At 31.0% G+C, this 24,730-nt stretch carries 22 protein-coding genes; 12 read left to right on the top strand and 10 right to left on the bottom strand.

Features of this window, described 5'->3' with window-relative positions:
* The first annotated feature begins 13 nt into the window (after nucleotides 1–13).
* The 11 genes from nrfD (at nucleotide 14) to ACN5J5_RS04270 (ending at nucleotide 11,890) form a co-directional block, all read left to right on the top strand.
* Nucleotides 14–1,414: an NrfD/PsrC family molybdoenzyme membrane anchor subunit gene (nrfD, locus tag ACN5J5_RS04320; RefSeq protein ID WP_418646081.1), complete on the top strand. Its 1,401-nt coding sequence runs from the start codon at nucleotides 14–16 to the stop codon at nucleotides 1,412–1,414.
* Nucleotides 1,404–1,931 (top strand): DUF3341 domain-containing protein, encoded by a 528-nt coding sequence (locus tag ACN5J5_RS04315; protein WP_418646080.1) that lies wholly within the window; start codon nucleotides 1,404–1,406, stop codon nucleotides 1,929–1,931. Before nrfD ends, ACN5J5_RS04315 begins: the two co-directional genes overlap by 11 nt.
* Before the next feature lie 9 nt (nucleotides 1,932–1,940).
* On the top strand, nucleotides 1,941–2,486 hold the full coding sequence (locus ACN5J5_RS04310; RefSeq protein ID WP_418646079.1) for a c-type cytochrome: 546 nt from the start codon (nucleotides 1,941–1,943) through the stop codon (nucleotides 2,484–2,486).
* A 22-nt stretch (nucleotides 2,487–2,508) separates the two neighbouring features.
* Nucleotides 2,509–4,074 (top strand): quinol:cytochrome C oxidoreductase, encoded by a 1,566-nt coding sequence (locus ACN5J5_RS04305; RefSeq protein ID WP_418646078.1) that lies wholly within the window; start codon nucleotides 2,509–2,511, stop codon nucleotides 4,072–4,074.
* A gap of 34 nt (nucleotides 4,075–4,108) precedes the next feature.
* Nucleotides 4,109–5,116: a cytochrome c oxidase subunit II gene (locus ACN5J5_RS04300; RefSeq protein ID WP_418646077.1), complete on the top strand. Its 1,008-nt coding sequence runs from the start codon at nucleotides 4,109–4,111 to the stop codon at nucleotides 5,114–5,116.
* Nucleotides 5,117–5,145: 29 nt separating this feature from the next.
* Complete coding sequence (locus ACN5J5_RS04295) at nucleotides 5,146–6,915, top strand: cytochrome c oxidase subunit I (RefSeq protein ID WP_418646076.1); 1,770 nt, start codon at nucleotides 5,146–5,148, stop codon at nucleotides 6,913–6,915.
* 151 nt (nucleotides 6,916–7,066) lie between these two features.
* Nucleotides 7,067–8,089: a Holliday junction branch migration DNA helicase RuvB gene (gene ruvB, locus ACN5J5_RS04290; protein ID WP_418646075.1), complete on the top strand. Its 1,023-nt coding sequence runs from the start codon at nucleotides 7,067–7,069 to the stop codon at nucleotides 8,087–8,089.
* A 1-nt stretch (nucleotide 8,090) separates the two neighbouring features.
* A complete protein-coding gene (locus ACN5J5_RS04285) occupies nucleotides 8,091–9,821 on the top strand; it encodes a SulP family inorganic anion transporter (protein ID WP_418646074.1) in 1,731 nt (576 codons plus the stop codon).
* Between the two features lie 7 nt (nucleotides 9,822–9,828).
* A complete protein-coding gene (locus tag ACN5J5_RS04280; protein ID WP_418646073.1) occupies nucleotides 9,829–11,235 on the top strand; it encodes an MBL fold metallo-hydrolase in 1,407 nt (468 codons plus the stop codon).
* Nucleotides 11,236–11,240: 5 nt separating this feature from the next.
* A complete protein-coding gene (locus ACN5J5_RS04275; RefSeq protein ID WP_418646072.1) occupies nucleotides 11,241–11,615 on the top strand; it encodes a rhodanese-like domain-containing protein in 375 nt (124 codons plus the stop codon).
* A 5-nt stretch (nucleotides 11,616–11,620) separates the two neighbouring features.
* Complete coding sequence (locus ACN5J5_RS04270) at nucleotides 11,621–11,890, top strand: heavy-metal-associated domain-containing protein (RefSeq protein WP_418646071.1); 270 nt, start codon at nucleotides 11,621–11,623, stop codon at nucleotides 11,888–11,890.
* A 37-nt stretch (nucleotides 11,891–11,927) separates the two neighbouring features.
* Here the strand turns inward: ACN5J5_RS04270 and ACN5J5_RS04265 are convergent, their stop codons facing one another.
* From ACN5J5_RS04265 to ACN5J5_RS04235, 7 genes are all read right to left on the bottom strand, one after another.
* Entirely contained in the window at nucleotides 11,928–12,542 is a 615-nt protein-coding gene (locus tag ACN5J5_RS04265) for a hypothetical protein (RefSeq protein ID WP_418646070.1), read from the bottom strand.
* A gap of 284 nt (nucleotides 12,543–12,826) precedes the next feature.
* Nucleotides 12,827–15,175 (bottom strand): TonB-dependent receptor, encoded by a 2,349-nt coding sequence (locus ACN5J5_RS04260; RefSeq protein ID WP_418646069.1) that lies wholly within the window; start codon nucleotides 15,173–15,175, stop codon nucleotides 12,827–12,829.
* 377 nt (nucleotides 15,176–15,552) lie between these two features.
* Nucleotides 15,553–15,957: an alternative ribosome rescue aminoacyl-tRNA hydrolase ArfB gene (arfB, locus tag ACN5J5_RS04255; protein ID WP_418646068.1), complete on the bottom strand. Its 405-nt coding sequence runs from the start codon at nucleotides 15,955–15,957 to the stop codon at nucleotides 15,553–15,555.
* Nucleotides 15,958–15,961: 4 nt separating this feature from the next.
* Nucleotides 15,962–16,570 (bottom strand): AAA family ATPase, encoded by a 609-nt coding sequence (locus ACN5J5_RS04250; protein ID WP_418646067.1) that lies wholly within the window; start codon nucleotides 16,568–16,570, stop codon nucleotides 15,962–15,964.
* Nucleotides 16,531–17,163 (bottom strand): nicotinamide riboside transporter PnuC, encoded by a 633-nt coding sequence (gene pnuC / locus ACN5J5_RS04245; protein WP_418646066.1) that lies wholly within the window; start codon nucleotides 17,161–17,163, stop codon nucleotides 16,531–16,533. The genes ACN5J5_RS04250 and pnuC overlap by 40 nt, the downstream gene beginning before the upstream one ends.
* Nucleotides 17,147–17,407, bottom strand: coding sequence for a hypothetical protein (locus ACN5J5_RS04240; RefSeq protein WP_418646065.1), 261 nt, complete (start codon nucleotides 17,405–17,407; stop codon nucleotides 17,147–17,149). Before ACN5J5_RS04240 ends, pnuC begins: the two co-directional genes overlap by 17 nt.
* 61 nt (nucleotides 17,408–17,468) lie before the next feature.
* Nucleotides 17,469–18,095 (bottom strand): 4'-phosphopantetheinyl transferase family protein, encoded by a 627-nt coding sequence (locus tag ACN5J5_RS04235; protein ID WP_418646064.1) that lies wholly within the window; start codon nucleotides 18,093–18,095, stop codon nucleotides 17,469–17,471.
* 63 nt (nucleotides 18,096–18,158) lie between these two features.
* Between ACN5J5_RS04235 and ahcY the strand changes: the two genes are divergently transcribed.
* Nucleotides 18,159–19,475, top strand: a complete 1,317-nt coding sequence (gene ahcY, locus ACN5J5_RS04230) for an adenosylhomocysteinase (protein ID WP_418646063.1) — start codon at nucleotides 18,159–18,161, stop codon at nucleotides 19,473–19,475.
* Nucleotides 19,476–21,177: 1,702 nt separating this feature from the next.
* Here the strand turns inward: ahcY and ACN5J5_RS04225 are convergent.
* From ACN5J5_RS04225 to ACN5J5_RS04215, 3 genes are all read right to left on the bottom strand, one after another.
* On the bottom strand, nucleotides 21,178–22,185 hold the full coding sequence (locus tag ACN5J5_RS04225; RefSeq protein WP_418646062.1) for a TlpA family protein disulfide reductase: 1,008 nt from the start codon (nucleotides 22,183–22,185) through the stop codon (nucleotides 21,178–21,180).
* 77 nt (nucleotides 22,186–22,262) lie between these two features.
* A complete protein-coding gene (locus ACN5J5_RS04220; protein WP_418646061.1) occupies nucleotides 22,263–23,801 on the bottom strand; it encodes a YifB family Mg chelatase-like AAA ATPase in 1,539 nt (512 codons plus the stop codon).
* A gap of 83 nt (nucleotides 23,802–23,884) precedes the next feature.
* Complete coding sequence (locus ACN5J5_RS04215; protein WP_418646060.1) at nucleotides 23,885–24,595, bottom strand: DUF547 domain-containing protein; 711 nt, start codon at nucleotides 24,593–24,595, stop codon at nucleotides 23,885–23,887.
* Between the last annotated feature and the right edge of the window lie 135 nt (nucleotides 24,596–24,730).

Here is a 24,730-nt window from a genome sequence, read left to right as displayed (position 1 = left end):
AGTATACAGATATATGTCGTCTCATTACGAATCATCTTATAGAGAACCTTTAATACTTGGTAACAAGAGTTATCATGATATTACTGAAGATATTGCAAGACCTATTGAAGGTAAAGCAAACAAACATTGGTATGTAGCATTCTATATTGCCTTAGCAGCAATGCTTTGGGGATTTGGATGTATCTTTTACACCGTTGGAACAGGAATTGGTGTTTGGGGATTAAGTAAAAACATCGGTTGGGCATGGGATATTACCAACTTCGTATGGTGGGTAGGTATCGGTCACGCAGGAACCTTAATTTCTGCAGTACTGTTATTATTCCGTCAAAAATGGAGAATGGCAATTAACCGTTCTGCTGAAGCGATGACAATTTTTGCAGTATTCCAAGCAGGTTTATTCCCAATTATTCACATGGGACGTCCTTGGAATGGTTACTGGGTATTACCAATACCAAATCAATTCGGATCGTTATGGGTAAACTTTAACTCGCCTTTATTATGGGATGTATTCGCAATTTCTACGTATTTATCGGTATCATTAGTTTTCTGGTGGACTGGTTTATTACCTGATTTTGCTACTATTCGTGATAGAGCTGTAAAACCTTTTCAAAAGAAAATATATGCATTATTATCTTTCGGATGGTCTGGTAGAGCTAAAGACTGGCAACGTTTTGAAGAAGTATCATTAGTATTAGCAGGTTTAGCTACTCCATTAGTACTTTCTGTACACACAATTGTATCGATGGATTTCGCAACATCTATTAACCCAGGATGGCACTCAACAATATTTCCACCTTATTTCGTAGCAGGAGCAATCTTTTCTGGATTTGCAATGGTACAAACCTTATTAGGTATTATGCGTAAGGTTACAAATATGGAAGCTTATATTACACGTTTACACGTAGAATATATGAATATTGTAATTATTTTAACAGGTGGTATTGTAGCCGTAGCTTATGCAACGGAGTTCTTTATCGCATGGTATACAGGTTCTCCTTACGAAAACTATACCTATTTATCTTTTGGTGCCGAAGCAGGAGCTTACGGATGGGCATTTTGGTCATTACTAATTTGTAACATTTTTACACCACAATTATTATGGTTTAAAAAGATAAGAAGAAGTTTTATAGCATCTTTTATAATTTCTATCATCATTAATATTGGTATGTGGTTTGAGCGTTTCGATATTATTGCAATTGTATTAAGTAAAGGACACTTACCATCAACTTGGTGGCGTTTTGAACCAACTTTTGTTGATGTAGGTATATTTGTAGGAACTATCGGATTTTTCTTTGTATTATTCTTATTATATGCAAGAACTTTCCCAGTAATACCTACTGCAGAGGTTAAAACTATTTTGAAATCATCAGGAGAGAATTTTAAAAAATTAAGAGACGAAAACAATGAGCACTAATAAAGTAATTCACGCATTATATAATGATGATGATATCTTAATGGATGCTGTTAAGAAAGTAAAAGCAGCACATCATCATATTGAAGAAATATTTTGTCCATTTCCTGTTCACGGATTAGACAAAGCAATGGGATTAGCACCAACACGTTTAGCGATTACTGCTTTTATGTATGGTATTACAGGTTTATCTGTTGCTATTTGGTTAACATGGTATACGATGATTGCTGATTGGCCTCAAGATATTGGTGGTAAACCAAACTTTTCTTGGGCAGCTAATATGCCAGCTTTTGTGCCAATTATGTTTGAATTAACAGTGTTTTTTGCAGCGCACTTAATGGTGATTACTTTTTATATGCGAAGCAAAATTTGGCCATTTAAAAAAGCTGAAAACCCTGACCCAAGAACTACAGATGACCATTTTTTAATGGAAATTCCTGTAAATGGTAACGAAGAAGAATTAAAATCTTTGTTAGAAGCAACAGGAGCTGTAGAAATTAACGTAGTAGAAACGCACTAATAAAGAGATATGAAAAGTTTAAAAGTAATTATCACTTTAGTTGTACTTGTAAGTTTAGCTTCATGTAACAACAAACGTACACCTCAAGTACAATTTATGCCAGATATGTATGTGTCTGTTCCTTATGATGTAAATGGTGCTGAAGGTTTAAATGCAAATATGGTAAACAGATTACCAGTTGCAGGTACAGTAAGTAGAAAAGGTATTGTAGCTTATGATATTCCGAATACACAAGAAGGATATGAAAAAGCGAAAGCTGAACTTAAAAATCCGTTAGCAACAACAGAAAAGAGTTTAGCAAAAGGTAAAGAGTTGTACGGAATTTACTGTGCTAGCTGTCATGGTACAAAAGGTGATGGAAACGGGGTTTTATCTCAAAGAGATAAATTTAACGGTATACCAAACTATAAGGATAGAGATTTAAACTCTGGGAATATTTATCATGTTATTATGTATGGTAAAAATTTAATGGGATCTCATGCAGCACAATTACAGTACAAAGAGCGTTGGCAAGTTGTACAGTACGTAGAGAAATTAAGAAGCGAATTAAAATAAGTCTATAATAGATAGTTAAGATATGTACCAGTTTTCAGGAAAATTAAAAATGCTTGCTATTGCTCTTATGATTTTAGGAGCTGTAGGTACCGTTGTAAGTTTTATGTCGGCACCTAAAACTTTAGAACAAGCAAAAGAAATTTTAGCAAAACAAGATGCTCACCACGGAGAGCATGCAGTAGCTGATTCTCATGGAGAGGAAAAATCTCATAAAGAAGCAGCAATAACTGAAGTTCACGCTAAAGTTGAAAATCATTCAGAAACAGCAATAAATGAGCATGTAACTGATAGTACAGTAGTAAGTGCTGAGGCTGTTAAAGAAGAACACGTAGCAGATTCTGAAAGTGTTCATACAGAAGAAGTTAAAGAAAACCATGCTGTAGCTGATGTAAAACATACTAATACTACTCAAGCTCATGATGAAAGCCATGCTGATGCACACGCAGAACATGCTTTTCATCAAATGCAAAATCGTCCTTGGGCAGCATTTTTTGTAGCATTAATGTTCTTTTTAGGAGTTACATTATTAGTATTAGCATTTTATGCAATTCAAAGAGTAGCACAAGCAGGTTGGTCTGTAGTGTTATTTAGAGTAATGGAAGCTATAACTGCAAATATGCATTATGTAAGTGTTGTAATGTTAGTTTTTTTAATAGCTACATTTATGCACATGAATCACTTATTTCCATGGATGGGAGAAGGCGTTTTTGACCCTCAAAGTCCAAACTACGATCCTGTTGTAGATGGTAAAAAGTGGTTTTTAAATACTCCAGGTTGGTTAATTAGAAGTATCTTTTATTTAGTAGTTTGGAATGCTTACCGTTTTATTATTAGAAAAGGGTCAATTGAACAAGATAATGGAGATTTAAAATTACATAAAAGAAATTATAACATTTCTGTAATTTTCTTATTCTTATTTATGATTACAGAATCTATGATGTCTTGGGATTGGATTATGGGGATAGACCCACACTGGTTCTCTACATTATTTGGTTGGTATGTATTAGCAACTTTCTTAGTATCTGCATTAACAGTAATTGCTTTTGTTACAATTTACTTAAGATCAAAAGGACACTTACCATTTGTAAATGATAGTCATATTCATGATTTAGCAAAATATATGTTTGGTTTTTCAGTATTCTGGACTTACTTATGGTTTGCTCAATTTATGTTAATTTGGTATGCAGATATTCCTGAAGAAACTACTTATTACTTATTACGTTTTAATGAGTATAAAGTACCTTTCTTAGCAATGGTAGTAATGAACTTCATTTTTCCAATATTATTATTAATCAACAGTGATTTTAAAAGCATTCCTTGGTTTGTAACATTAGGAGGTGTGGTAATATTAGGAGGTCATTATTTAGATTTATTTGTAATGATTATGCCAGGAACAGTTGGTGCTCAATACGGATTTGGAATTGGAGAAATTAGTGGAATTTTATTCTTTTTAGGATTGTTTATATATGCTACGTTTAACGCATTTGCAAAAGCAAATCCATTACAAAAAGGAAATCCATTCTTACACGAAAGTGAAACACACCATTACTATAATATCGAACACAGAGGAGAAGATAGTAATCATTAATAATTATAATTAATAAACAAATAGTTTAGATAATATGCTCGCTTTATTTTATATTTTCATAGCAATTGCAATAGGAGTTAGTTTTTGGCAAATTACTCGCATCATGAATCTCCGTTCTGTAATCGCTACAGATAAAGACAACGAAACACAAGGTAAATTAGCTATAGGATTCTTAGCATTCTTATACGCAATGATGATTTACTGTTTAATAGCAATGAATGTAATTATGTTACCAGAAGCTGCTTCGATAGAAGGAGAACACGATGATAACTTATTTGATATTACATTTTGGTTAATTGGTATTGTACAATTTGCAATGCAATTTTTAATTTTCTTCTTTACATATAAGTACAGAGGAAACAAGGATAAAAAAGCATTGTTTTATGCTGATAGCCATAAGTTAGAATTAATTTGGACCGTTATTCCTGCAATTACAATTGTAATATTAATAGGATATGGTTTATGGGCTTGGAATAACATTATGTACGTTGGTGACGATGAAAATCCGATTGAAATTGAAGTATATTCAAGACAATTTGACTGGCAAGCACGTTATGCAGGAGAAGACAACCAATTAGGTTTAGGAAATGTAAACTTTATAAAAGGTATTAACTCAATGGGAGTTGATATGTCTGATCCTAATTCGCAAGATGATAAAAAAGTAACTGAATTAGTTTTACCAAAAGGTAAAAAAATAGTATTCAAGTTCAGGTCTCAAGATGTTTTACACTCAGCTTATATGCCTCACTTTAGAGCGCAAATGAACTGTGTGCCTGGTATGGTTACTCAATTTGCATTTACACCTAAGTACACTACTGAAGAAATGCGTCAGAATACTGAAGTAATTGCAAAAACAGACGGAATAAATAAAATTAGAGCAGCCAAAGGAGAAGATCCTTATGAGTTTAATTATTTATTGTTGTGTAATAAAATTTGTGGTGCATCTCACTACAATATGCAAATGAAAATTACTGTTGTTGATGAAGCTGAATACAACAAGTGGTTATCAGAACAAAAAACATTAGCTCAAGTTATTAAATAAGATATTTTTTAAAAGTATATATACAAATTATGTCAGATCATCATCACAAAGAAACATTTGTAACTAAATACATCTTTAGTCAAGATCATAAAATGATCTCTAAACAATTTCTTGTTACAGGTATATTTATGGGAGTCATAGGAGGTTTTATGTCTATGTTATTCCGTTTACAAATCGCATGGCCAGAAACATCGTTTTCTATTATTGAAGCATTTTTAGGAAACCATCAAACAGATGGAATTATGAATCCTGATATGTACTTAGCATTGGTTACAATTCACGGTACAATAATGGTGTTTTTTGTATTAACTGCTGGTTTAAGTGGTACATTTTCAAATCTATTAATTCCATTACAAATTGGAGCACGTGATATGGCTTCAGGATTTTTAAATATGGTTTCTTACTGGTTATTTTTCTTATCATCAGTAATTATGATTATTTCATTATTTGTTGAGGCTGGACCAGCATCTGCAGGATGGACTATTTACCCTCCATTATCTGCATTGCCACAAGCAATTCCAGGTTCTGGTACAGGTATGACATTATGGTTAGTATCGATGGCGATTTTTATTGCATCGTCATTAATAGGATCGTTAAACTATATCGTTACGATTTTAAATTTACGTACCAAAGGAATGAAAATGACAAGATTGCCATTAACAATGTGGGCTTTCTTTATCACTGCAATTATCGGTGTTATTTCTTTCCCTGTATTATTATCAGCAGCCTTATTATTAATTTTTGATAGAAGTTTTGGAACATCATTCTTTTTATCAGATATTTTTATCTCGGGAGAAGTATTACATTATCAAGGAGGGTCGCCAGTATTATTTGAACACTTATTTTGGTTCTTAGGGCACCCAGAAGTATATATTATTTTATTACCAGCATTAGGTCTTACTTCTGAAGTAATTTCAACAAATGCACGTAAGCCAATTTTTGGATACCGCGCAATGATTGGATCTATTATGGCAATTGCATTTTTATCTACAATTGTATGGGGTCACCACATGTTTATCTCAGGAATGAATCCATTCTTAGGATCTGTGTTTACTTTTACAACAGTATTAATTGCAATTCCATCAGCAGTAAAAGCATTTAACTATGTAACTACTTTATGGAAAGGTAATTTACAATTAAATCCAGCCATGTTATTCTCTATCGGATTAGTTTCTACATTCGTAACAGGAGGTTTAACAGGATTAGTTTTAGGAGATTCTGCCTTAGATATTAATGTACATGATACCTATTTCGTTGTAGCACACTTTCACTTAGTAATGGGTGTATCAGCTTTATTAGGGATGTTTGCAGGTGTGTATCACTGGTTTCCTAAAATGTATGGTAGAATGATGAATAAAACATTAGGTTATTGGCATTTTTGGTTAACAATAATCTCTGCTTACGGAGTGTTTTTTCCAATGCACTTTGTTGGATTAGCAGGTTTACCACGTCGTTATTATACAAACACAAACTTTCCTATGTTTGATGATTTAGTAGAAATTAATGTATTTATGACATTAATGGCATTTTTAGGTGGTTTTGCACAGTTAATATTCTTAGCAAATTTCTTTATCTCAATATATAGAGGACAAAAAGCAACACAAAATCCTTGGAAATCGAATACTTTAGAATGGACTACTCCTGTAGAACACATTCATGGTAACTGGCCAGGAGCAATTCCTGAAGTTCATAGATGGGCTTATGATTACAGTAAAACTGATGAAAATGATGAGTATGTACATGGACAAGATTTCGTGTTACAAACTACACCATTATTAGACGGAGAAGAGCCGTCATAAAATAAATAAAATCATAAAAAAAGCCTTCCAATTTCGGAAGGCTTTTTTGTTTTATAACTTTAAACAGTAATATGTATCTTAGCGTAAGTAATATTGTTTGGTAACAATTATTACAAACCTAACATTTTATTTCAAGTATATTTGCGGCAATATGAACGAAAACCTAAACCCTGAAAATACAAATTTTTCAAATGAAGAACTGGATGTAGAAAAGAAATTACGTCCACTTTCGTTTGATGATTTTTCAGGTCAAGATCAAGCAATTGAAAATCTAAAAATATTTGTTGAAGCAGCAAATCAACGTGATGAAGCTTTAGATCACACCTTATTTCATGGTCCTCCGGGGTTAGGTAAAACCACTTTAGCACACATTTTAGCGAATGAGTTAGGAGTAGGGATAAAGGTAACTTCGGGTCCGGTTTTAGACAAGCCTGGAGATTTAGCAGGATTGTTAACAAACCTTGATGAACGTGATGTATTATTTATTGATGAAATTCATCGATTAAGTCCAATTGTAGAAGAATATTTATACTCTGCAATGGAAGATTATAAAATTGATATTATGATTGAATCTGGACCCAATGCGCGTACAGTTCAAATCAATTTAGAACCTTTTACATTAATAGGTGCCACCACTCGTTCGGGATTATTAACCGCACCTATGCGTGCACGTTTTGGTATCAGTAGTCGTTTACATTATTATTCAACCGAATTATTAACAACCATTATTCAGCGCAGTTCACATATTTTAGGTGTTCCAATTTCTATGGAAGCTGCCATTGAAATTGCTGGTAGAAGTAGAGGTACACCTCGTATTGCAAATGCATTATTACGTAGAGTACGCGATTTTGCACAAATAAAAGGTAATGGAAGTATTACCATTGAAATTGCTAAATATGCATTAAAAGCATTAAACGTAGATGCGCATGGTTTAGATGAAATGGATAACAAAATATTAGCAACCATTATAGATAAATTTAAAGGAGGGCCAGTTGGTATTAGCACTATTGCTACCGCAGTTAGTGAAAATACAGAAACGATTGAAGAAGTGTATGAACCTTTTTTAATTCAACAAGGTTTTATAATGCGTACCCCAAGAGGGAGGGAAGTTACCGATTTAGCTTACAAACATTTAGTGAAAATAAAAGATATAAGTCAAGGAGAGCTTTTTTAAGATGAAACGAATAAAAAAAGTCATACCAATTTTAGAGTGGTTACCCAACTACCAAAAATCACAATTAAGAGGTGATGTTGTAGCGGGTATAACTGTTGCAACAGTATTAATTCCTCAAGGAATTGCGTATGCTTTAATTGCAGGTTTACCTCCAATTTATGGTTTGTATGCAGCATTAATTCCGCAATTAATATATGCTATTTTCGGTTCGTCTCGTCAAGTTGCTATTGGTCCTGTAGCAATGGATTCTTTAATTGTTGCAACAGGAGTTTCAACATTAGCTTTAATGGGATCTGAAAGTTACATAGCTATTGCTATTTTATTGGCTTTAATGGTTGGAACGATTCAGTTTTTAATGGGAGTTTTTCGTTTAGGTTTTATCGTAAATTTTTTATCAAGACCTGTAATTATTGGTTTTACATCAGCGGTAGCGTTAATTATTGGGTTAAATCAATTTAGAAATTTATTTGGTGTAGATTTTTTACAAAGCGACCAAGTTCATCTTCTTTTAGATGATATTTTTAATCGAATATCAGAGTTAAATACAAATGCTACCGTAATAGGAGTTATAGCTTGTATTATTATTATGATTTTTAGAAAAATCAATAAAAAAATACCGAATGCTTTAATTGTTGTTGTTTTAGGAATTATAACAATACGTTTTTTTACAAATCATTTTTCTGATGTAGCAATCGTAAAAGAAATACCTTCAGGATTGCCAAATTTTAAATTACCTATTATAGATGTTGATTTAATTAGAGAGTTGTTTCCAATAGCAATTACTTTGGTAATGGTTGGATATCTAGAAATTATATCAATAGGTAAAACTTTAGAAGCAAAACAAGATGAATATAGAATACGTCCTAATCAAGAATTAGTAGCCTTAGGTTTAAGTAACATAGTAGGTTCAGTATTTCAATCATATCCTTCAACCTCTAGTTTTTCTAGATCAGCAATTAACGAAGAAGCTGGCGGTACCACAGGTGTTTCGGCAATTGTATCCGTAATTATAGTGGTATTAACACTGCTTTTTTTAACACCAGTGTTTTACCATTTACCAAAAACAATATTAGCAGCAATAATTATTGTGGCTGTTTTTAATTTGATAAATGTAAAGGAGGCAAAAAGACTTTGGTCAGCTAATAATTTAGATTTTTGGTTATTATTAGCAACCTTTTGCGCAACTATTTTTTTCGGAATAGAACAAGGAATATCCATAGGTGTTGGTTTGTCTTTAATTATATTGATTTTTAGAACCTCAAGACCTTATGTAATTGAATTAGGTAAAGTACCTAACTCAGATTTTTATAGAAACAAAAACAGATTTAAAGAAGTAATTACAGATAAAGAAGTATTGGTTTTTCGTTTTGATGCCCAATTATTTTATGCAAATTCAAATTATTTTCGTGAAAAACTAGATGAAATGACCGAAAAAAAAGGAAAAGCATTAAAGTTAATTGTATTAGATGCCGAAAGTATAAATCGCGTTGATAGTACAGGGGTAGAAATGCTAAAAGAACGTATTAAATACTATAATAAAAGAAACATTCAGTTTTATTTTGCAGGCGTAAAAGGTCCTGTAAGAGACGATATTTTTAAAGGCGGAATTTTAGAAGTAGTAAGTTTAAATCACTTTTTTATGCGTGCCAATGGAGCAGTAAACTTTTTTAAGACCGGAGATAATCAGAATCAAAAAAAATACGCACAATATATACATCAAGCGTACGAATAATAATATTATGAAGATAGAGCAAATTTATACAGGTTGTTTAGCACAAGGAGCTTATTATATTGAAAGTAATGGTGAAGTTGCCATTATTGATCCACTACGTGAAGTTGAACAATATATAATCGCAGCAGCTAAAGATAACGCAAAGGTTAAATATATTTTCGAAACACATTTTCATGCAGATTTTGTTAGCGGACATATAACTTTAGCTGAAAAAACAGACGCAACAATTATATACGGACCAACAGCAAAAACAAATTATAAAGCACATATAGCAACAGATAACGAAGTTTTTAAAGTAGGTAATATTACCATTACAGCATTGCATACTCCTGGGCATACCATGGAAAGTACTTCTTATTTATTAAAGGACGAAAATGGTAAAAATCATGCAATTTTTAGTGGAGACACGTTGTTTTTAGGTGATGTTGGACGTCCAGATTTAGCACAAAAAGGAACGCTTACACAAGATGATTTAGCAGGGTTTTTATACGATAGTTTACGTACAAAAATTATGAATTTAGAGGATGAAGTTATCGTATATCCAGCACACGGAGCAGGATCTGCTTGCGGAAAAAATTTAAGTAAAGAAACCGTAGGTACTATTGGCGATCAGAAAAAAACAAACTATGCCTTACGAGCAGATATGACTAAAGAAGAGTTTGTAAAAGAGGTTACAGACGGATTACTACCACCGCCTGCTTATTTTCCTTTAAATGTAAAAATGAATAAAGAAGGATATCAATCAATAGATGATGTTATTAAAAACGGTGCAAAAGCATTGTCTGTTACCGATTTTGAAAAGGTAGCCAATACAACCGATGCTATAATTTTAGATGTGCGTCATCAATTCGATTTTATAAAAGGCTTTATACCACAATCAATTTTTATTGGTTTAGGCGGTACATTTGCACCCTGGGTTGGCGCATTAATAAAAGACGTAACACAACCTATTTTACTGGTAACGCCAGTTGGTGAAGAAGAAACTGCTATTACACGTTTATCTCGTGTAGGTTTTGATAATGTTTTAGGATATTTAGATGGAAGTTTTGAAGCTTGGCAACAAGCAAACAAAGAAATAGATACCTTACATTCGGTTTCTGCGGATGTTTTGCAAGAGGCTATAAACAATAGAGCAAAGGTATTTGATGCCCGTAAACCAGGAGAATATGCAAACGAGCATATTGTTGATGTACCAAGTACACCATTAGATTTTTTAAATGATCATATTGAAGAGTTTCCTAAAAATGAAGATTTTTATATTCATTGTGCCGGAGGGTATCGATCAGTAATTGCAGCTTCTATTTTAAAAGCAAGAGGCTATCATAATGTAATTGATGTTGCTGGTGGTTACGGAGCCATAAAAAAAACAGATATTGTTAGAACAGCAACCGTTTGTCCATCAACTTTAAAATAAATAAAATGAAGAAAAACCTGCTTTTTTTAGGATTGATTTTTACGATAATTATGTCTTGTAAATCTCAAGAAAACGGAATAAAAGATATTTCTGTAGATGAGTTAAAAGTTGTCTTAACAAACAATAAAAATATTCAGTTAGTAGATGTACGTACACCTGCCGAATGTGAAAAAGGAACCATAAATAATGCGGTAGAAATAAACGTAACCGCTGATGATTTTGAAAAAATAGCTTTAAAAAAGTTAGATAAATCAAAACCAGTATACTTGTATTGCAGATCAGGAGGTAGAAGTAAAATAGCAGCAGAATTATTATTAAAAAAAGGCTTTCAAACTTATAATGTTTTAGGAGGTTATAATGAGTGGGAACAAAAAAAATAAGTAAAATGGAGCAAGAAATTTATATAGAAAACTTAAAATGTGGCGGTTGTGCAAATACCATTATCAACGGCTTAAAAGCCATTAAAGGAGTAGATAATGTAACTGTTAATGTAGAAAAATCGGCAGTTACTTTAGTTGCAAACGAAGTTACTTTAAGTAAAGTAAAAGAAAAACTAGCAAATCTTGGTTATCCAGAAGTAGGTGACAAAAACACCGTATTACACAAAGCAAAATCTTTTGTGAGTTGTGCTGTTGGTAGAGTTAATAAAGCATAAAAAAAATCGGGCAGTTTTGCTCGATTTTTTTTATGCTTTATTTGTATTTTTTATGAATTCCTAAACCATAAATAAAACCGATACCAAAAAAGCTGTTTTTAGATATATTTCCAACTAATTTAAAACCAAAACTTCTTCCAAAGGAAGTAGGTTTTCCTACAGGAACTATTCCATATATTCTATATTTCTTTTTTATTGAATTAAAGCATTTTATGTTTAATTCAAAAGGAAATCCTATATATTGATTTTTAAGTTTAACTTGTTGGTTATTGTTATTTAAAGTTCTATTTGTATAGGTGTTTAAAGATACTCCTCCAGAAACACTTAAAGAAGATTTTTTAGACACCCATCTTTTACCATATAATAGGCCAATTTCTTTATGATTAAACTTTTCTTTTATAATTGGAATTTTTGTAAAAGGAGAAAATAAAAAACCATCCGTTTCTAATTTTAAATGCTCTAAATACCTAATTGAAAACAATTTTTTTTTGTATTGATAATTGAATTCACCTCCAAATAAAAAACCTCCCGAACCTCTCATTTCTACAGCAGCTCCAAATATAACTTCCCCAAAAATTATTCGAGGTGGTTTTTTTTGAGAAAAAATATTGATAGATAAAAATAAGATTAGAAAAAATAGAGTATTTCTCATTAAAAATATATCATTTTTGGTAGATATCATCTTATTAAATCTTTTAGTTGATTATAGACAGTCATTTCTAAAAAAGCCCAATTTAAAATTCCTTTAACAGTAAAATCTGAATTTTTATCCAGCATATGACTTTTAGTTTTAACCGATGTAAATTCCCAACTATACTTATAATTTTATTTTTAGAAATTTTATAAAAAGATAGATAGCTAAATTAGCTATTTATTTAAAATATTTATATAAAAAAACCTGAGTAAATACTCAGGTTTTTCAAAGAAAAATAAATTTTAAAATTTTAACGTAACACCCGCTAAAAAGTTAATAGTTGCTTGCGGATAATATCCTTGTGCTTCTTGTGTGGTTCCTGGTGTAGACCAATCATCTAAATAAATATAACCTCTATCTACATATTCTTTATTAAAAACATTGTTTACCAATCCGGTAAATACAATCGATTTAAATATCGATGTTGTTTTTAACTCGTACATTATATTTATATCACTTGTAAAATAACTTTTTAATTTTGATGCTTCGGTATCTGTATTACTTAAATACTGTTCGCCTACAAATTTTGATAAAAAGGCAATTTGAAAGTTTTCTGATGGATGATAAGTAAATGTATTCCCTGTAACAATGTTTGGTGAATTGGCAATTGTTGTATTTCCTAAATCCTGTAAAGCACCGTCTCTATTAGTAAAAAAAGCGACGTTTTTATTTTGACTAACAGCAATATTTTGACGTACAGAAAATTGTTCGGTTAAACGAATATCAGCATCTAGCTCTAAACCTAATCGGTAACTATTACCGCTAGAGCTACGTAAAGCATCACCAGTATCGTCAATTTCACCAGTTAAAACTAACTGATTTTGATAATCCATAAAATATAAATTAGTGTTTAATTTAACAAAGTCGTTTTTAAAACGCCAACCTAATTCGTAATCATTTAAACTTTCGTGCGTATTTACACCACCTTTAAAATCGCTTCTATTTGGTTCTCTGTTTGCTTTGGCAAACGAGGTGTAAAAACTATTATTATCATTTAATTTATACGTTAATCCTACCTTCGGATTAAAGAAATTAAATGTTTCATCAACATTTAAAGGTTTTCTTTTAGAGGTTAATCCGTTTGTTTTATAAGTAACAAATCTACCTTGTAAATCAACAAAAGCTCTTAGTTTTTCGGTAAGATTAAATGATGCTTTAGAAAAAACACTAAAATCGTTTTTGGTTGATTTTCCATCATAATAATGATCTCTTATGTTGGTGTTAGCTGCTAAATCACTTCCCCAAATAAGTTCGCCATAATGATCATTTTCATAATCACTATATGAAATTCCAGAAATAATTTCTAAACCATTTTTGTTATAAGTTGCATTTACATTAGCTACATAAAAATGGTTATCTAACCAACGGCGCACAATAACATCACTACCATCAACAATTAAATTGTTATAATCTGCAGCATCTCTATCATCTTTAAATTGCTCAAAATACCCTTTACCACGCGTGTAATTTAAACCAACATTGGTAGACCAGTTTTCGCTAAATTTTTCATTCCAATGTAATTGATAATGATCTTGCTGAAAGTTATCAATTTCGTTTTCGTAAGTTAACGGGTTTTGTCTTCTATCCTCTTTTAATTGTTGCGCCGAAATTCCGTCCCAAGCTTGGTAAGTTTCTTCTTTTCCTCCAAAAACTAAGGCCTTAATTAAGGTGTTTTTATCGGTATAACTTCCTTGTAAAAAATACGATTTTAAATCGGTTGAAGCTCTGTCTATATATCCATCAGAATAAATATTTGATACACGACCTGCAAATTCAAAGTGTTCGTTTACTTTTCCGGTAGTAAATTTTACGGTATGTTTTCTTGTTTTGTAAGAACCAAATGAGTTAGAAATTTCTCCACCTGCTTCTGTTGCAACAGCATCGGTAAGAATATTTAAACTAGCACCAAAAGCTCCAGATCCATTTGTTGATGTTCCAACACCACGTTGTAATTGTAAACTTTGAGTAGAAGAGGCAAAATCGCCCATATTTACCCAAAAAGTTCCTTGACTTTCGGCATCGTTATACGGAATTCCGTTTACGGTAACATTAACTCTACTTGCGTCAGAACCACGAACGCTCATGTAAGTATATCCAACACCTGCGCCAGCATCCGAAGAAGAAATAACGTTTGGTAGATAGTTTAATAAAACAGGAATGTCTTGTCCTAAATTACGTTTTGAAATTTCTTTTTTTGAAAGGTTTGAATGTGTTACAGGAGCATCTGCTTGCACACGAACTGCAGATACTAAAACTTCATCTAAAACGGTTGAGTTATTAGTTAACTGCACTGTAATTTGCTGATTTTCGACAACATTAATTTCTTGAATTTTAGTATTAAATCCAACATAAGAAAATTCAATAACGTGTGTTCCTTTTGCTAATTTTAATTTAAAATTCCCTTCAAAATCTGTAGTGGCTCCTTTTTGCAGTTGTTTAACAGCAATGGTTGCTCCAACTAAAGGTTTTTGGTTATTGTTAACAATTTTACCTGATACAATAAAGTTTTGTGCATTTGCGGTTAAGGTTGCAAATAATACCATTAAAAAAGCTACTGTCTTTACTTTTTTAATAAAATGAGTGATTTTCATTTATAAAATAAAATGGAATAAAAAGAGGTGATTATTCTTTTGTTATTGTTGAATAATTAGTTGCTTGCGATTATTGTAAAAAAAATCTTATAAATAAAGATTATTTTACCTTGTTCACAATTACTTGTTTTACAAAATGGCGATTATCGCCTCCCTAAACAGCATTACCTGTTCTAGGTTCATTGGGTGTGATCTCAGCCGATATTGGCACCCCTTTAAGAGAACGCTGCAAAGGTAAACCGAATTTTATAATTGAAAACAAATTAACACTTGTTTTTTGAAGCTATTTCCTGCTTTCACTACTCGCTTTTTTCGTGCCTCAAAAGAGCTCAAACAAACCGTTCAATCAGGGCTAAGTTTGTTTAATATTATAATAATTAATCCAGTTTTGGCTTTTTTCGAAGTGTTTTTTTAAGTGCATTCCGTTGTTTGTTTTCTGCTTTTCTTTTTACAGATGCTTTTGTAGGTTTGGTAGTCCTTCTAATTTTGGGTCTTTTTAAACCTTGTGTAATTAGTGCTAAAAAACGTTTTATAGCCAATTCCTTATTTCTGTGTTGCGAACGAGTTTCATCAGAAAAAAGAATTAAAACCCCCTCTTTTGTAAGTCGATTGGTAAGTTTTTTTAAGAGAATCTCTTTTTGATTTTCCGATAATTCTCTCGAATTCTCCAAATCAAAAGTCAATTCAATTTTTGAAGATACTTTGTTTACATGTTGTCCACCAGCACCAGAACTTCTAATCGCTTTAAATTTTAATTCTTTTATAAGTTCGTGGCTATTCATTTTATTAAGAAGGCTTGTTTAAGGTGTTAGAAAAAGAATACAAATTTTCTTTTTTAGTAAGTAAATCATCAATAGTTTCAACTGCTTTTTTAAGTCTTGTTTCTTTATCTCCTTTTAATAAAACATAAGGTCTGTTGTGTTTTTTTAAGGTGTTTTCAAAAGCGGTAAACATTTCTAAACGTTGTTCGGGTTTATCGCGTAAATCATCGGCTTCCCACGGAGTATCAATATACGTTAAAAAATAAATATCGTACGAATTTTCAATAGCAGCTTTATCAAGTTTAGGATCTACAAAACCTCCATAATACTCTTCAGAATATACTTTTGTTTCTAACAAATCAGTATCACAAATTAAAAGTTTATCTGCTTTAAGTGCTAAATCATTTTCTAGTTTTATTTGCCCTTCTGCAATCGGAATAATGTCTTTTTGTTCGCAAATTTTACGTTCATTATTCCATTTATCTTGTAAATATTTCCGTGCAAATTCTGGAGCCCAAACCGTATTGTAATAACGTGCTAATTGACCAGATAACGTTGTTTTACCAGTGCTTTCAGGGCCAAATAAAACAACCTTTACAAGGTTAATGTTTGTTTGTTTAAGTTCTTTTTCCATGCTAAATAACCAGAAATGGCAATAAAAGTAAAAATAAAATATTGAAAACTAGTAAATGTAAATCCTTTATATAAATATAGCGGAACAGAAATAATATCACCGATAATCCAATAAATCCAATTTTCAATTTTACGCTTTGCCATTAACCACATTCCAACAAAGAAAATTGCAGTGGTAAGGGTGTCAACATAAGCTGTCCAACTATTCCATTTATCAAAATAGGTGTAAATAACGTATACAAAAATAAGTGTTGCTAAAAAGATAAAAACACTTATTTTCTTTTCTTTTACAGTGGTTTTAGAAATTGGTGTAACATGTGTTTTATCAATAGAGCGTGTCCAAATATACCAACCATACATACTCATTATAAAATAGTAACCGTTAATCATCATGTCTCCTAAAAGTTGCCATTTTAGTAAAAGATATACAAAAATTGCGGTACTAATCATCCCTGTAGGAAATACCCAAATTTTATTTTTTTTAGAAAACCAAACAGATAAAAACCCAAAAATAACAGCGATAATTTCTAACCAAATATCAAGAGGAGCGTAGGTTGAGTATTGACTAAAAAGTAAATTAAAAACTTGGTTCATAGTTACTACGATCAGATTTTACTATTTTCATAAATAAAATTCCGCTGTCTATAAGTTCAAAAGTATTTTTTAATTCAGAAGTTACTAATTTCATTACCGCATCGTAATCTCCGTACACTTGCGTACTTAACGGATTTTCGAGTACTGTTAAGCCAGAAGCTCTTAGTTTTTTTATAAACTCTATTATTGGTGTTTCAAATTCGTTTTGAAGCGGAGTTAACGTAAGTTCTACAGATATTTTCATAAAATAAGTTTCAAAAAAACAAAGTTACAAAGTTTACGGGTGTAATTTAAAATATTATTATTTAATAAGCATACACACAAGTAAAACCTTCGGTTTCTAAAAAGTGAATTTTATACTCATCGGTTACACTTTCGTATAAAATTTTACCAGTTGTTTGGTTTGTTTCAAAAGAAAAATCTTCAATATAAATGTTTTCTAAAAAGAGTAATTTTTTCTTTCCGTAAATTTTATACAAACTTTCTTTTGCTCCCCAAACAATAGTTAACTTACTAACCAGAGCTTCGTGATTTGCAATTGATTTATAAGCTTCAATAGGCGTAAATTTATGGGCTATTTTTAAAATTTTATCACGTTGTTTTTCAATGTCAATCCCAACAGGCTTGTCATCAGAAATAATAATTCCCGAAAAGGTAAAAGAATGTGTTATCGATATAAATTTACCATTTTTTAAATGTGGTTTACCAAATTCATCATACACTAAATCAGCATCTGTATAACCTACTTCTTTTAATAAATGTCGAACACTTAAAAAACCACGTCGATGTAAATCAGATTTCATTTTACGAACTCTATCGTTATTACTTTGAGTAAGTTGAATACCTTTAAATAAATCATCAAAAGATTCTTCAATCTTCCAAATCAATACTTTAGTGGTTTCGTTTACAGTTAATGTTTTGTGAACAGGCATATTTTAGAAAGTTATTTTGTAATTTTGCGACTTAAAATTTAAGATACATAAATATACAAAAATATGAGTACAAAAACCGCTGCATACGTTCCGTTTAAGGTTAAAGATATTTCTTTAGCGGATTGGGGAAGAAAAGAAATTAAATTGGCAGAAGCTGAAATGCCAGGATTAATGAGCTTACGTGAAGAGTATAAAAACGAGCAGCCTTTAAAAGGAGCAAGAATTGCGGGATGTTTACACATGACGATTCAAACTGCGGTTTTAATTGAAACTTTACAAGCTTTAGGAGCTGAGGTAACTTGGAGTTCTTGTAATATTTTTTCTACACAAGATCAGGCTGCTGCTGCAATTGCTGCCGCTGGAACACCTGTGTATGCTTGGAAAGATATGACAGAAGAAGAATTTGACTGGTGTATTGAACAAACTTTATTTTTTGGTGAAGATAAAAAGCCTTTGAATTTAATTTTAGATGATGGTGGAGATTTAACAAATATGGTTTTAGATCGTTACCCAGAATTAGCTGCCGGAATTAACGGATTATCAGAAGAAACTACTACAGGAGTTCACCGTTTATATGACAGAGTAAAGGCAGGAACTTTACCAATGCCAGCAATTAACGTAAACGATTCTGTAACAAAATCTAAATTTGATAATAAATACGGATGTAAAGAATCTGCTGTTGATGCAATTCGTCGTGCAACTGATATTATGTTAGCAGGTAAACGTGTAACTGTTTGTGGTTACGGTGATGTTGGTAAAGGTACAGCGGCTTCTTTTAAAGGTGCAGGTTCTATCGTTACGGTTACTGAAATTGATCCAATTTGTGCTTTACAAGCTGCAATGGATGGTTTTGAAGTAAAGAAATTAGAAACTGTTGTTGGTAATTCTGATATTATTATCACTACTACCGGAAATAAAGATATTATTCAAGGACGTCATTTTGAGGCTATGAAAGATAAAGTTATCGTATGTAATATTGGACATTTTGATAACGAAATTGACATGGCTTGGTTAAATAAAAATCACGGAAACACAAAAGATACTATCAAACCTCAAGTTGATAAATATAACATTGCAGGAAACGATATTATTGTTTTAGCAGAAGGACGTTTAGTAAACTTAGGTTGTGCAACTGGTCATCCAAGTTTTGTGATGAGTAACTCATTTACAAACCAAACTTTAGCGCAAATTGAACTTTGGACAAACCGTGATGCTTACGAAAATGAAGTGTACATGTTACCAAAACATTTAGATGAAAAAGTAGCAAAATTACATTTAGCTAAAATTGGTGTTGAGTTAACTGAGTTGCGTTCTGATCAGGCATCTTATATTGGTGTAACTGTTGAAGGGCCATTTAAGCCAGAACACTACAGATACTAAAAAACGTTATTCTGAACCTATTTCAGAATTAGATAAAAAAGAAAAACCCTTGCATTAATTTGTAAGGGTTTTTCTTTTTTAACATTTTAAAACACTGATGTTTATATTGAGTTAGAAAGGTTTTATTTTTTATAAGCGTTGTTTTTTAAATAAGGAAAAAGAGTTTTTAATACGCAAATTTAATAGACGATTATACTACAAGTAGTTAATTTTTACTGATTTTGGTTGATATAAACACTTCAAAGTTACTACAATGGCTTTAGCGACTGTTTATCGTTTTATATTTGTACCGAAGTTATTAATTACCCCCATAATTTAATAATTCATTTTAATTGATTCCCTAAATCTATTAATTTTTTTGTTATTAATTACTCCCCTAAAATTAATAACACATCTTTTAAAAACTATCAAAAACATAAATCCCCAATTATTATGTTTTGATAGTTTTTTAATTTTTATGCATATAAATTTTTCTAAATAGTAAGTTGATACTCTCTTTTATTATCGAATATAACAGTGTTTTAAAAGGTTATTTGATAATTTTTAAAGAAATTATTTTAGATGTAAATAGAAGTAGCAGCTAATAAAATGTTTAGTATAAACTTACTTTAAAAATCGAATATTTATTGACTGAATTTAGAAATCTATGTAAGCTTCGAAATGTTTTTTAAATAGGGAAAAAGAGTTTTTAATACGTAAAATTAATAGACGATTATACTACAAGTAGTTAATTTTTGCTGATTTTGGTTGATAAAAACACTTCAAAGTTACTACAATGAGTTTAGCGACTGTTTATCGTTTTATATTTGTACCGAAGTTATTAATTACCCCCATATTTAATAACTCACTTTAATTGATTCCCTAAATCTATTAATTTTTTTGTTATTAATTACTCCCCTAAAATTAATAACACATCTTTTAAAAACTATCAAAAACATAAATCCCCAATTATTATGTTTTGATAGTTTTTTAATTTTTATGCATATAAATTTTTCTAAATAGTAAGTTGATACTCTCTTTTATTATCGAATATAACAGTGTTTTAAAAGGTTATTTGATAATTTTTAAAGAAATTATTTTAGATGTAAATAGAAGTAGCAGCTAATAAAATGTTTAGTATAAACTTACTTTAAAAATCGAATATTTATTGACTGAATTCGAACAGGTATTAAAATCTCTGATAAACTTTGAAATGTTTTTTAAATAAGGCAAAAGAGTTTTTAATACGTAAATTTAATAGACGATTATACTACAAGTAGTTGATTTTTGCTGATTTTGGTTGATAAAAATACTTCAAAGTTACTACAATGGCTTTAGCGACTGTTTATCGTTTTATATTTGTACCGAAGTTATTAATTACCCCCATATTTAATAACTCACTTTAATTGATTCCCTAAATCTATTAATTTTTTTGTTATTAATTACTCCCCTAAAATTAATAACACACCTTTTTAAAAACTATCAAAAGCATAAATCCCCAATTATTATGTTTTGATAGTTTTTTAATTTTTACAAGATTTTATATTTTATAAAAAGAGCAAAACTTATTTCGTGAATTACTACAATTGGTATACTAGCTTAGCCCCGATTGTAGCAGTTGTTTGAGCTCCTCGCAGAGAGCGAGTGCGGAAAGCGGGAAATAGCTTCAAAAAAAATTCCGCAACTAAGTCGCGGAATTTTTTAGTATAAATTATATGGTTTCTTAAATATTTAAAGATGTAAATAATTCAATTAATTTTGGGCTAGAAGGTCTAGGCGCATCAGCATTAACAATATTACCTTTAGGGTCGATTAAGATAAAACGCGGAATACTGTTTACCTTATAAGCACCTGCAAAATCTTTGTCTCTTTTAGAATATAATTGAATTCCGGTTAAGTTTTTATCAGCAACCATCTTCTTCCAAGTTTCGTAATCTCTTTCACTATCTACAGAAATGCTTACAAATTCGATGTTTTTACCGTGGTATTGTTTTTCAACTTTTTGTAAAAAAGGAATTTCTTGTTTACATGGGTTACACCAGGTTGCCCACATATCAATATAAACATATTTGCCTTTTAAATCGTCTAAAGAAGTGGTACCTCCTTTAAAGTTCTCGTAGTTCAAGAATTTTGGTGAAACAGCACCTTTTGATAATTTGGTTGCTAAATATAAACGGTCTGCATAGGTTTTAACTAAGTATTTTTTTAAGCCGTTAACGTTTTGCTTTTGAGCAGCAACAAAGGTAGAATCTAATTTGTTTTCTTTTATTCTTTTATTAAAATTATCTACATAGCTTTTTACTTTTGTATCAAATTTATCTTGTGATAAATCAAATAATTCCTGACCAGTAAGTAATGTTTCTTGTAATAAAGATGATTTTGCTAAAAAGCTACTTTCTTCTGCTCCTTTACCAGTAAAAATTACAGTTTCATCAAACTCTTTAGTATCAAGAGTCATGTTTATATTTGCGCCGTTTTTTAAATATAACGAAGTGCCTTCAGTACCATCAAAAAGGCGATAAAAAGCTTTTTTAACGTTCATTGTATCTTTAAACATACCGTTTTCATCAAGCTTTATAACTCGATTAAATTTCAATTGAGGGTTTGAAATAACGATAGAATCAGAGTTTTTATTTGTAATTTTTCCTGAAAAAGTAACAAAATCTGTTTGTTCTTTTTTACAAGAAATTATAGCAATGGCAAATACCATTAAATAAACTATTTTTTTCATTGATTGGTGTGTTTAATATTTGTTATAAGGGTACTAAATTACTGAATTTTTTAGAATAGAAATGATATTTAATTTTTTTAACCTAACCAACCTTCGCGATCTAAACTTCGGTATTGTATAGCTTCGGTTATATGTTCGGATTTTATATTTTTTGATGCAGCCAAATCTGCAATTGTACGCGATACTTTTAATATTCTGTCATAAGCTCTTGCAGATAGATTGAGTTTTTCCATGGCTATTTTTAGTAGTTCATTGCTTTCGGTTGATAGTTTACAAAATTCCCGAATTTGTTTTACATTCATTTGAGCATTGTAATGAACTTTACCAAAATTTGTAAAACGCTTGGTTTGAATTTCGCGAGCCTTGGTAACTCGTTTTCTTATTGCTACACTAGATTCTCCTTTTCTTTCTTCGGATAATTTATTAAAAGGAACGGGAGTAACCTCAATGTGAATGTCAATTCTATCTAATAAAGGCCCTGATATTTTACTTAAATAACGCTGCATTTCTGCTGGTGATGATGTCATAGGAGAATTTGGATCATTGAAAAAACCACTTGGACTCGGATTCATACTCGCTACCAGCATAAAACTACTTGGGTAATTTACCGTAAATTTTGCTCTAGAAATTGTGACTTCTCGGTCTTCTAAAGGTTGTCGCATAACTTCTAATACACCACGTTTAAATTCGGGTAATTCGTCTAAAAATAAAACTCCATTATGAGCTAATGAAATTTCTCCGGGTTGTGGTAAGTTATTTCCCCCGCCGATAAGTGCTATGTCGGAGCACGAGTGGTGGGGAGATCGAAAAGGGCGACTGTATTGTAATCCGGAGTTTTTTACTTTACCAACAACAGAGTGTATTTTAGTGGTTTCTAAAGCCTCTTGAAGTGTCATTGGTGGTAATATGGATGGTAACCGTTTTGCTAACATTGTTTTTCCTGCCCCTGGTGGACCAATAAGTATAATATTATGTCCGCCCGCTGCTGCAATTTCCATACAACGCTTTATAGATTCTTGTCCTTTTACATCAGAAAAATCAAATTCAGGAAAATCTACTTGTTTGTAAAACTCAGCCCGAGTATCAATAATGGTTGGTTCAATTAATTTTTTAGCATCAAAATGATCAATTACTTCCATAATATTATTAACACCCAACACGTTTAAATTGTTTACAATAGCAGCTTCTTTGGCATTTTCTTTCGGAAGAATAAAATGTTTAAAGCCTTCTTCGCGTGCCTTTATAGCAATGGGTAAAGCTCCTTTTATGGGTTGTAAACTTCCGTCTAAAGAAAGCTCTCCCATAATAATGTATTCATTAATATTTGTAGCTTTAATTTGATTAGAAGCGGCTATAATTCCTATAGCTAGTGGTAAATCATAGGCAGCACCTTCTTTTTTTATATCAGCAGGCGCCATGTTAATGATAATTTTTTTTCCAGGAAGTTTGTATCCGTTATTATTAAGTGCCGCTGAAATTCTGTAAGAACTTTCTCTAACCGCATTGTCTGGTAAACCTACTAAATGGTAACCAATACCTTTATCAATATTTACTTCAATTGTAATTGTGGTTGCTTCGATACCAAAAACTGCTGATCCATACGTTTTTATAAGCATAACTTTCTCTTTCTGTTAAAGATAGAGAAAATTATGCTTTTTTAAATAGGAAAAAAGAAGGGTTTTTTTTATGTTTTTAAGAATTATTTTCCATTTAAATTCCAATCATATTCTAAATAACTAACTTGAGCATCATCGTTAATTTGTGTATTAGAATATTTGTTAATATAATCTACTAAAGATTGTTTTATAGAAAAATCTTCTTGATACCATTCAAACATTTTTGAAACTTCAATTTTATTTAAAGATATTTTATTTTTTGTAGAGTCGTTAATAAATTCTTTCATTAACAACTCTAGCTTTGTGTTAATGTTTTTTGCAGTAAAAGCATAATTAGGAAAACGAGGTCCAGATTTTGAAGCCGCATTTATAGCAACATGAATTCGAGGATCGTTATGCCATCTGCGGAGTATTTTGTGTTCAATATAATCTAAAGAATAAGTTTTTTTGCCAATTAAAGCAAAAGGTATTTTCCAAGCATTTCTACCTTTTCGCTTAATATCTGTAATTTTTTTTAAGGGATAACTATCTAAAATTAGTTTAATAGTATAGGCATTGTAAGCATTTATCCAAAAGGATTTTGCTTTGGGTGCAGACCATTTTTTACCATGAATTGTTTTTTCTAAATGTTTTAAATATAAATCTAATAAAGCACGGTTTTTTCTTAATCCTTTATAATCTATATTTCCCTCAGAGCTAACATAGGTTTTAAGAAGTGCATTAAAAACATCTGTTTGTGATTGCGATTGAATACTAATAAATAGTAAGCTGAAGAGTATAATTGTTTTTCGCATAGTTTTAAGTTTTGGTTATTTTATTAATTTTGACGTAGTAGTTTTACTATCATTACAAAACTTAAAACTTTTTTAAAAAACAAAGCTCATTCAATAATTGAATGAGCTTTGTTTTTAGTACTTATAAAGTATTGT

Origin of the sequence: Tenacibaculum insulae (assembly GCF_964512435.1) — a bacterium.
GTDB lineage: Bacteria > Bacteroidota > Bacteroidia > Flavobacteriales > Flavobacteriaceae > Polaribacter > Polaribacter insulae_A.
Note: the sequence above shows the minus strand (reverse complement) of the source record. Positions and strands in the feature narration are given on the sequence as shown.

What these genes read in the sequence shown, in the direction of transcription:
- ACN5J5_RS04300 (WP_418646077.1), top strand. Translation starts at nt 4,109, where the DNA reads ATGCTCGCTTTATTTTATATTTTCATAGCAATTGCAATAGGAGTTAGT.
- ACN5J5_RS04280 (WP_418646073.1), top strand. Translation starts at nt 9,829, where the DNA reads ATGAAGATAGAGCAAATTTATACAGGTTGTTTAGCACAAGGAGCTTAT.
- ACN5J5_RS04315 (WP_418646080.1), top strand. Translation starts at nt 1,404, where the DNA reads ATGAGCACTAATAAAGTAATTCACGCATTATATAATGATGATGATATC.
- ACN5J5_RS04260 (WP_418646069.1), bottom strand. Translation starts at nt 15,175, where the DNA reads ATGAAAATCACTCATTTTATTAAAAAAGTAAAGACAGTAGCTTTTTTA.
- ACN5J5_RS04250 (WP_418646067.1), bottom strand. Translation starts at nt 16,570, where the DNA reads ATGGAAAAAGAACTTAAACAAACAAACATTAACCTTGTAAAGGTTGTT.
- ACN5J5_RS04265 (WP_418646070.1), bottom strand. Translation starts at nt 12,542, where the DNA reads ATGAGAAATACTCTATTTTTTCTAATCTTATTTTTATCTATCAATATT.
- ACN5J5_RS04235 (WP_418646064.1), bottom strand. Translation starts at nt 18,095, where the DNA reads ATGCCTGTTCACAAAACATTAACTGTAAACGAAACCACTAAAGTATTG.
- ACN5J5_RS04240 (WP_418646065.1), bottom strand. Translation starts at nt 17,407, where the DNA reads ATGAAAATATCTGTAGAACTTACGTTAACTCCGCTTCAAAACGAATTT.
- ACN5J5_RS04220 (WP_418646061.1), bottom strand. Translation starts at nt 23,801, where the DNA reads ATGCTTATAAAAACGTATGGATCAGCAGTTTTTGGTATCGAAGCAACC.
- arfB (WP_418646068.1), bottom strand. Translation starts at nt 15,957, where the DNA reads ATGAATAGCCACGAACTTATAAAAGAATTAAAATTTAAAGCGATTAGA.
- ruvB (WP_418646075.1), top strand. Translation starts at nt 7,067, where the DNA reads ATGAACGAAAACCTAAACCCTGAAAATACAAATTTTTCAAATGAAGAA.
- ACN5J5_RS04310 (WP_418646079.1), top strand. Translation starts at nt 1,941, where the DNA reads ATGAAAAGTTTAAAAGTAATTATCACTTTAGTTGTACTTGTAAGTTTA.
- ahcY (WP_418646063.1), top strand. Translation starts at nt 18,159, where the DNA reads ATGAGTACAAAAACCGCTGCATACGTTCCGTTTAAGGTTAAAGATATT.
- ACN5J5_RS04270 (WP_418646071.1), top strand. Translation starts at nt 11,621, where the DNA reads ATGGAGCAAGAAATTTATATAGAAAACTTAAAATGTGGCGGTTGTGCA.
- ACN5J5_RS04295 (WP_418646076.1), top strand. Translation starts at nt 5,146, where the DNA reads ATGTCAGATCATCATCACAAAGAAACATTTGTAACTAAATACATCTTT.
- ACN5J5_RS04215 (WP_418646060.1), bottom strand. Translation starts at nt 24,595, where the DNA reads ATGCGAAAAACAATTATACTCTTCAGCTTACTATTTATTAGTATTCAA.
- ACN5J5_RS04275 (WP_418646072.1), top strand. Translation starts at nt 11,241, where the DNA reads ATGAAGAAAAACCTGCTTTTTTTAGGATTGATTTTTACGATAATTATG.
- pnuC (WP_418646066.1), bottom strand. Translation starts at nt 17,163, where the DNA reads ATGAACCAAGTTTTTAATTTACTTTTTAGTCAATACTCAACCTACGCT.
- ACN5J5_RS04225 (WP_418646062.1), bottom strand. Translation starts at nt 22,185, where the DNA reads ATGAAAAAAATAGTTTATTTAATGGTATTTGCCATTGCTATAATTTCT.
- nrfD (WP_418646081.1), top strand. Translation starts at nt 14, where the DNA reads ATGTCGTCTCATTACGAATCATCTTATAGAGAACCTTTAATACTTGGT.
- ACN5J5_RS04285 (WP_418646074.1), top strand. Translation starts at nt 8,091, where the DNA reads ATGAAACGAATAAAAAAAGTCATACCAATTTTAGAGTGGTTACCCAAC.
- ACN5J5_RS04305 (WP_418646078.1), top strand. Translation starts at nt 2,509, where the DNA reads ATGTACCAGTTTTCAGGAAAATTAAAAATGCTTGCTATTGCTCTTATG.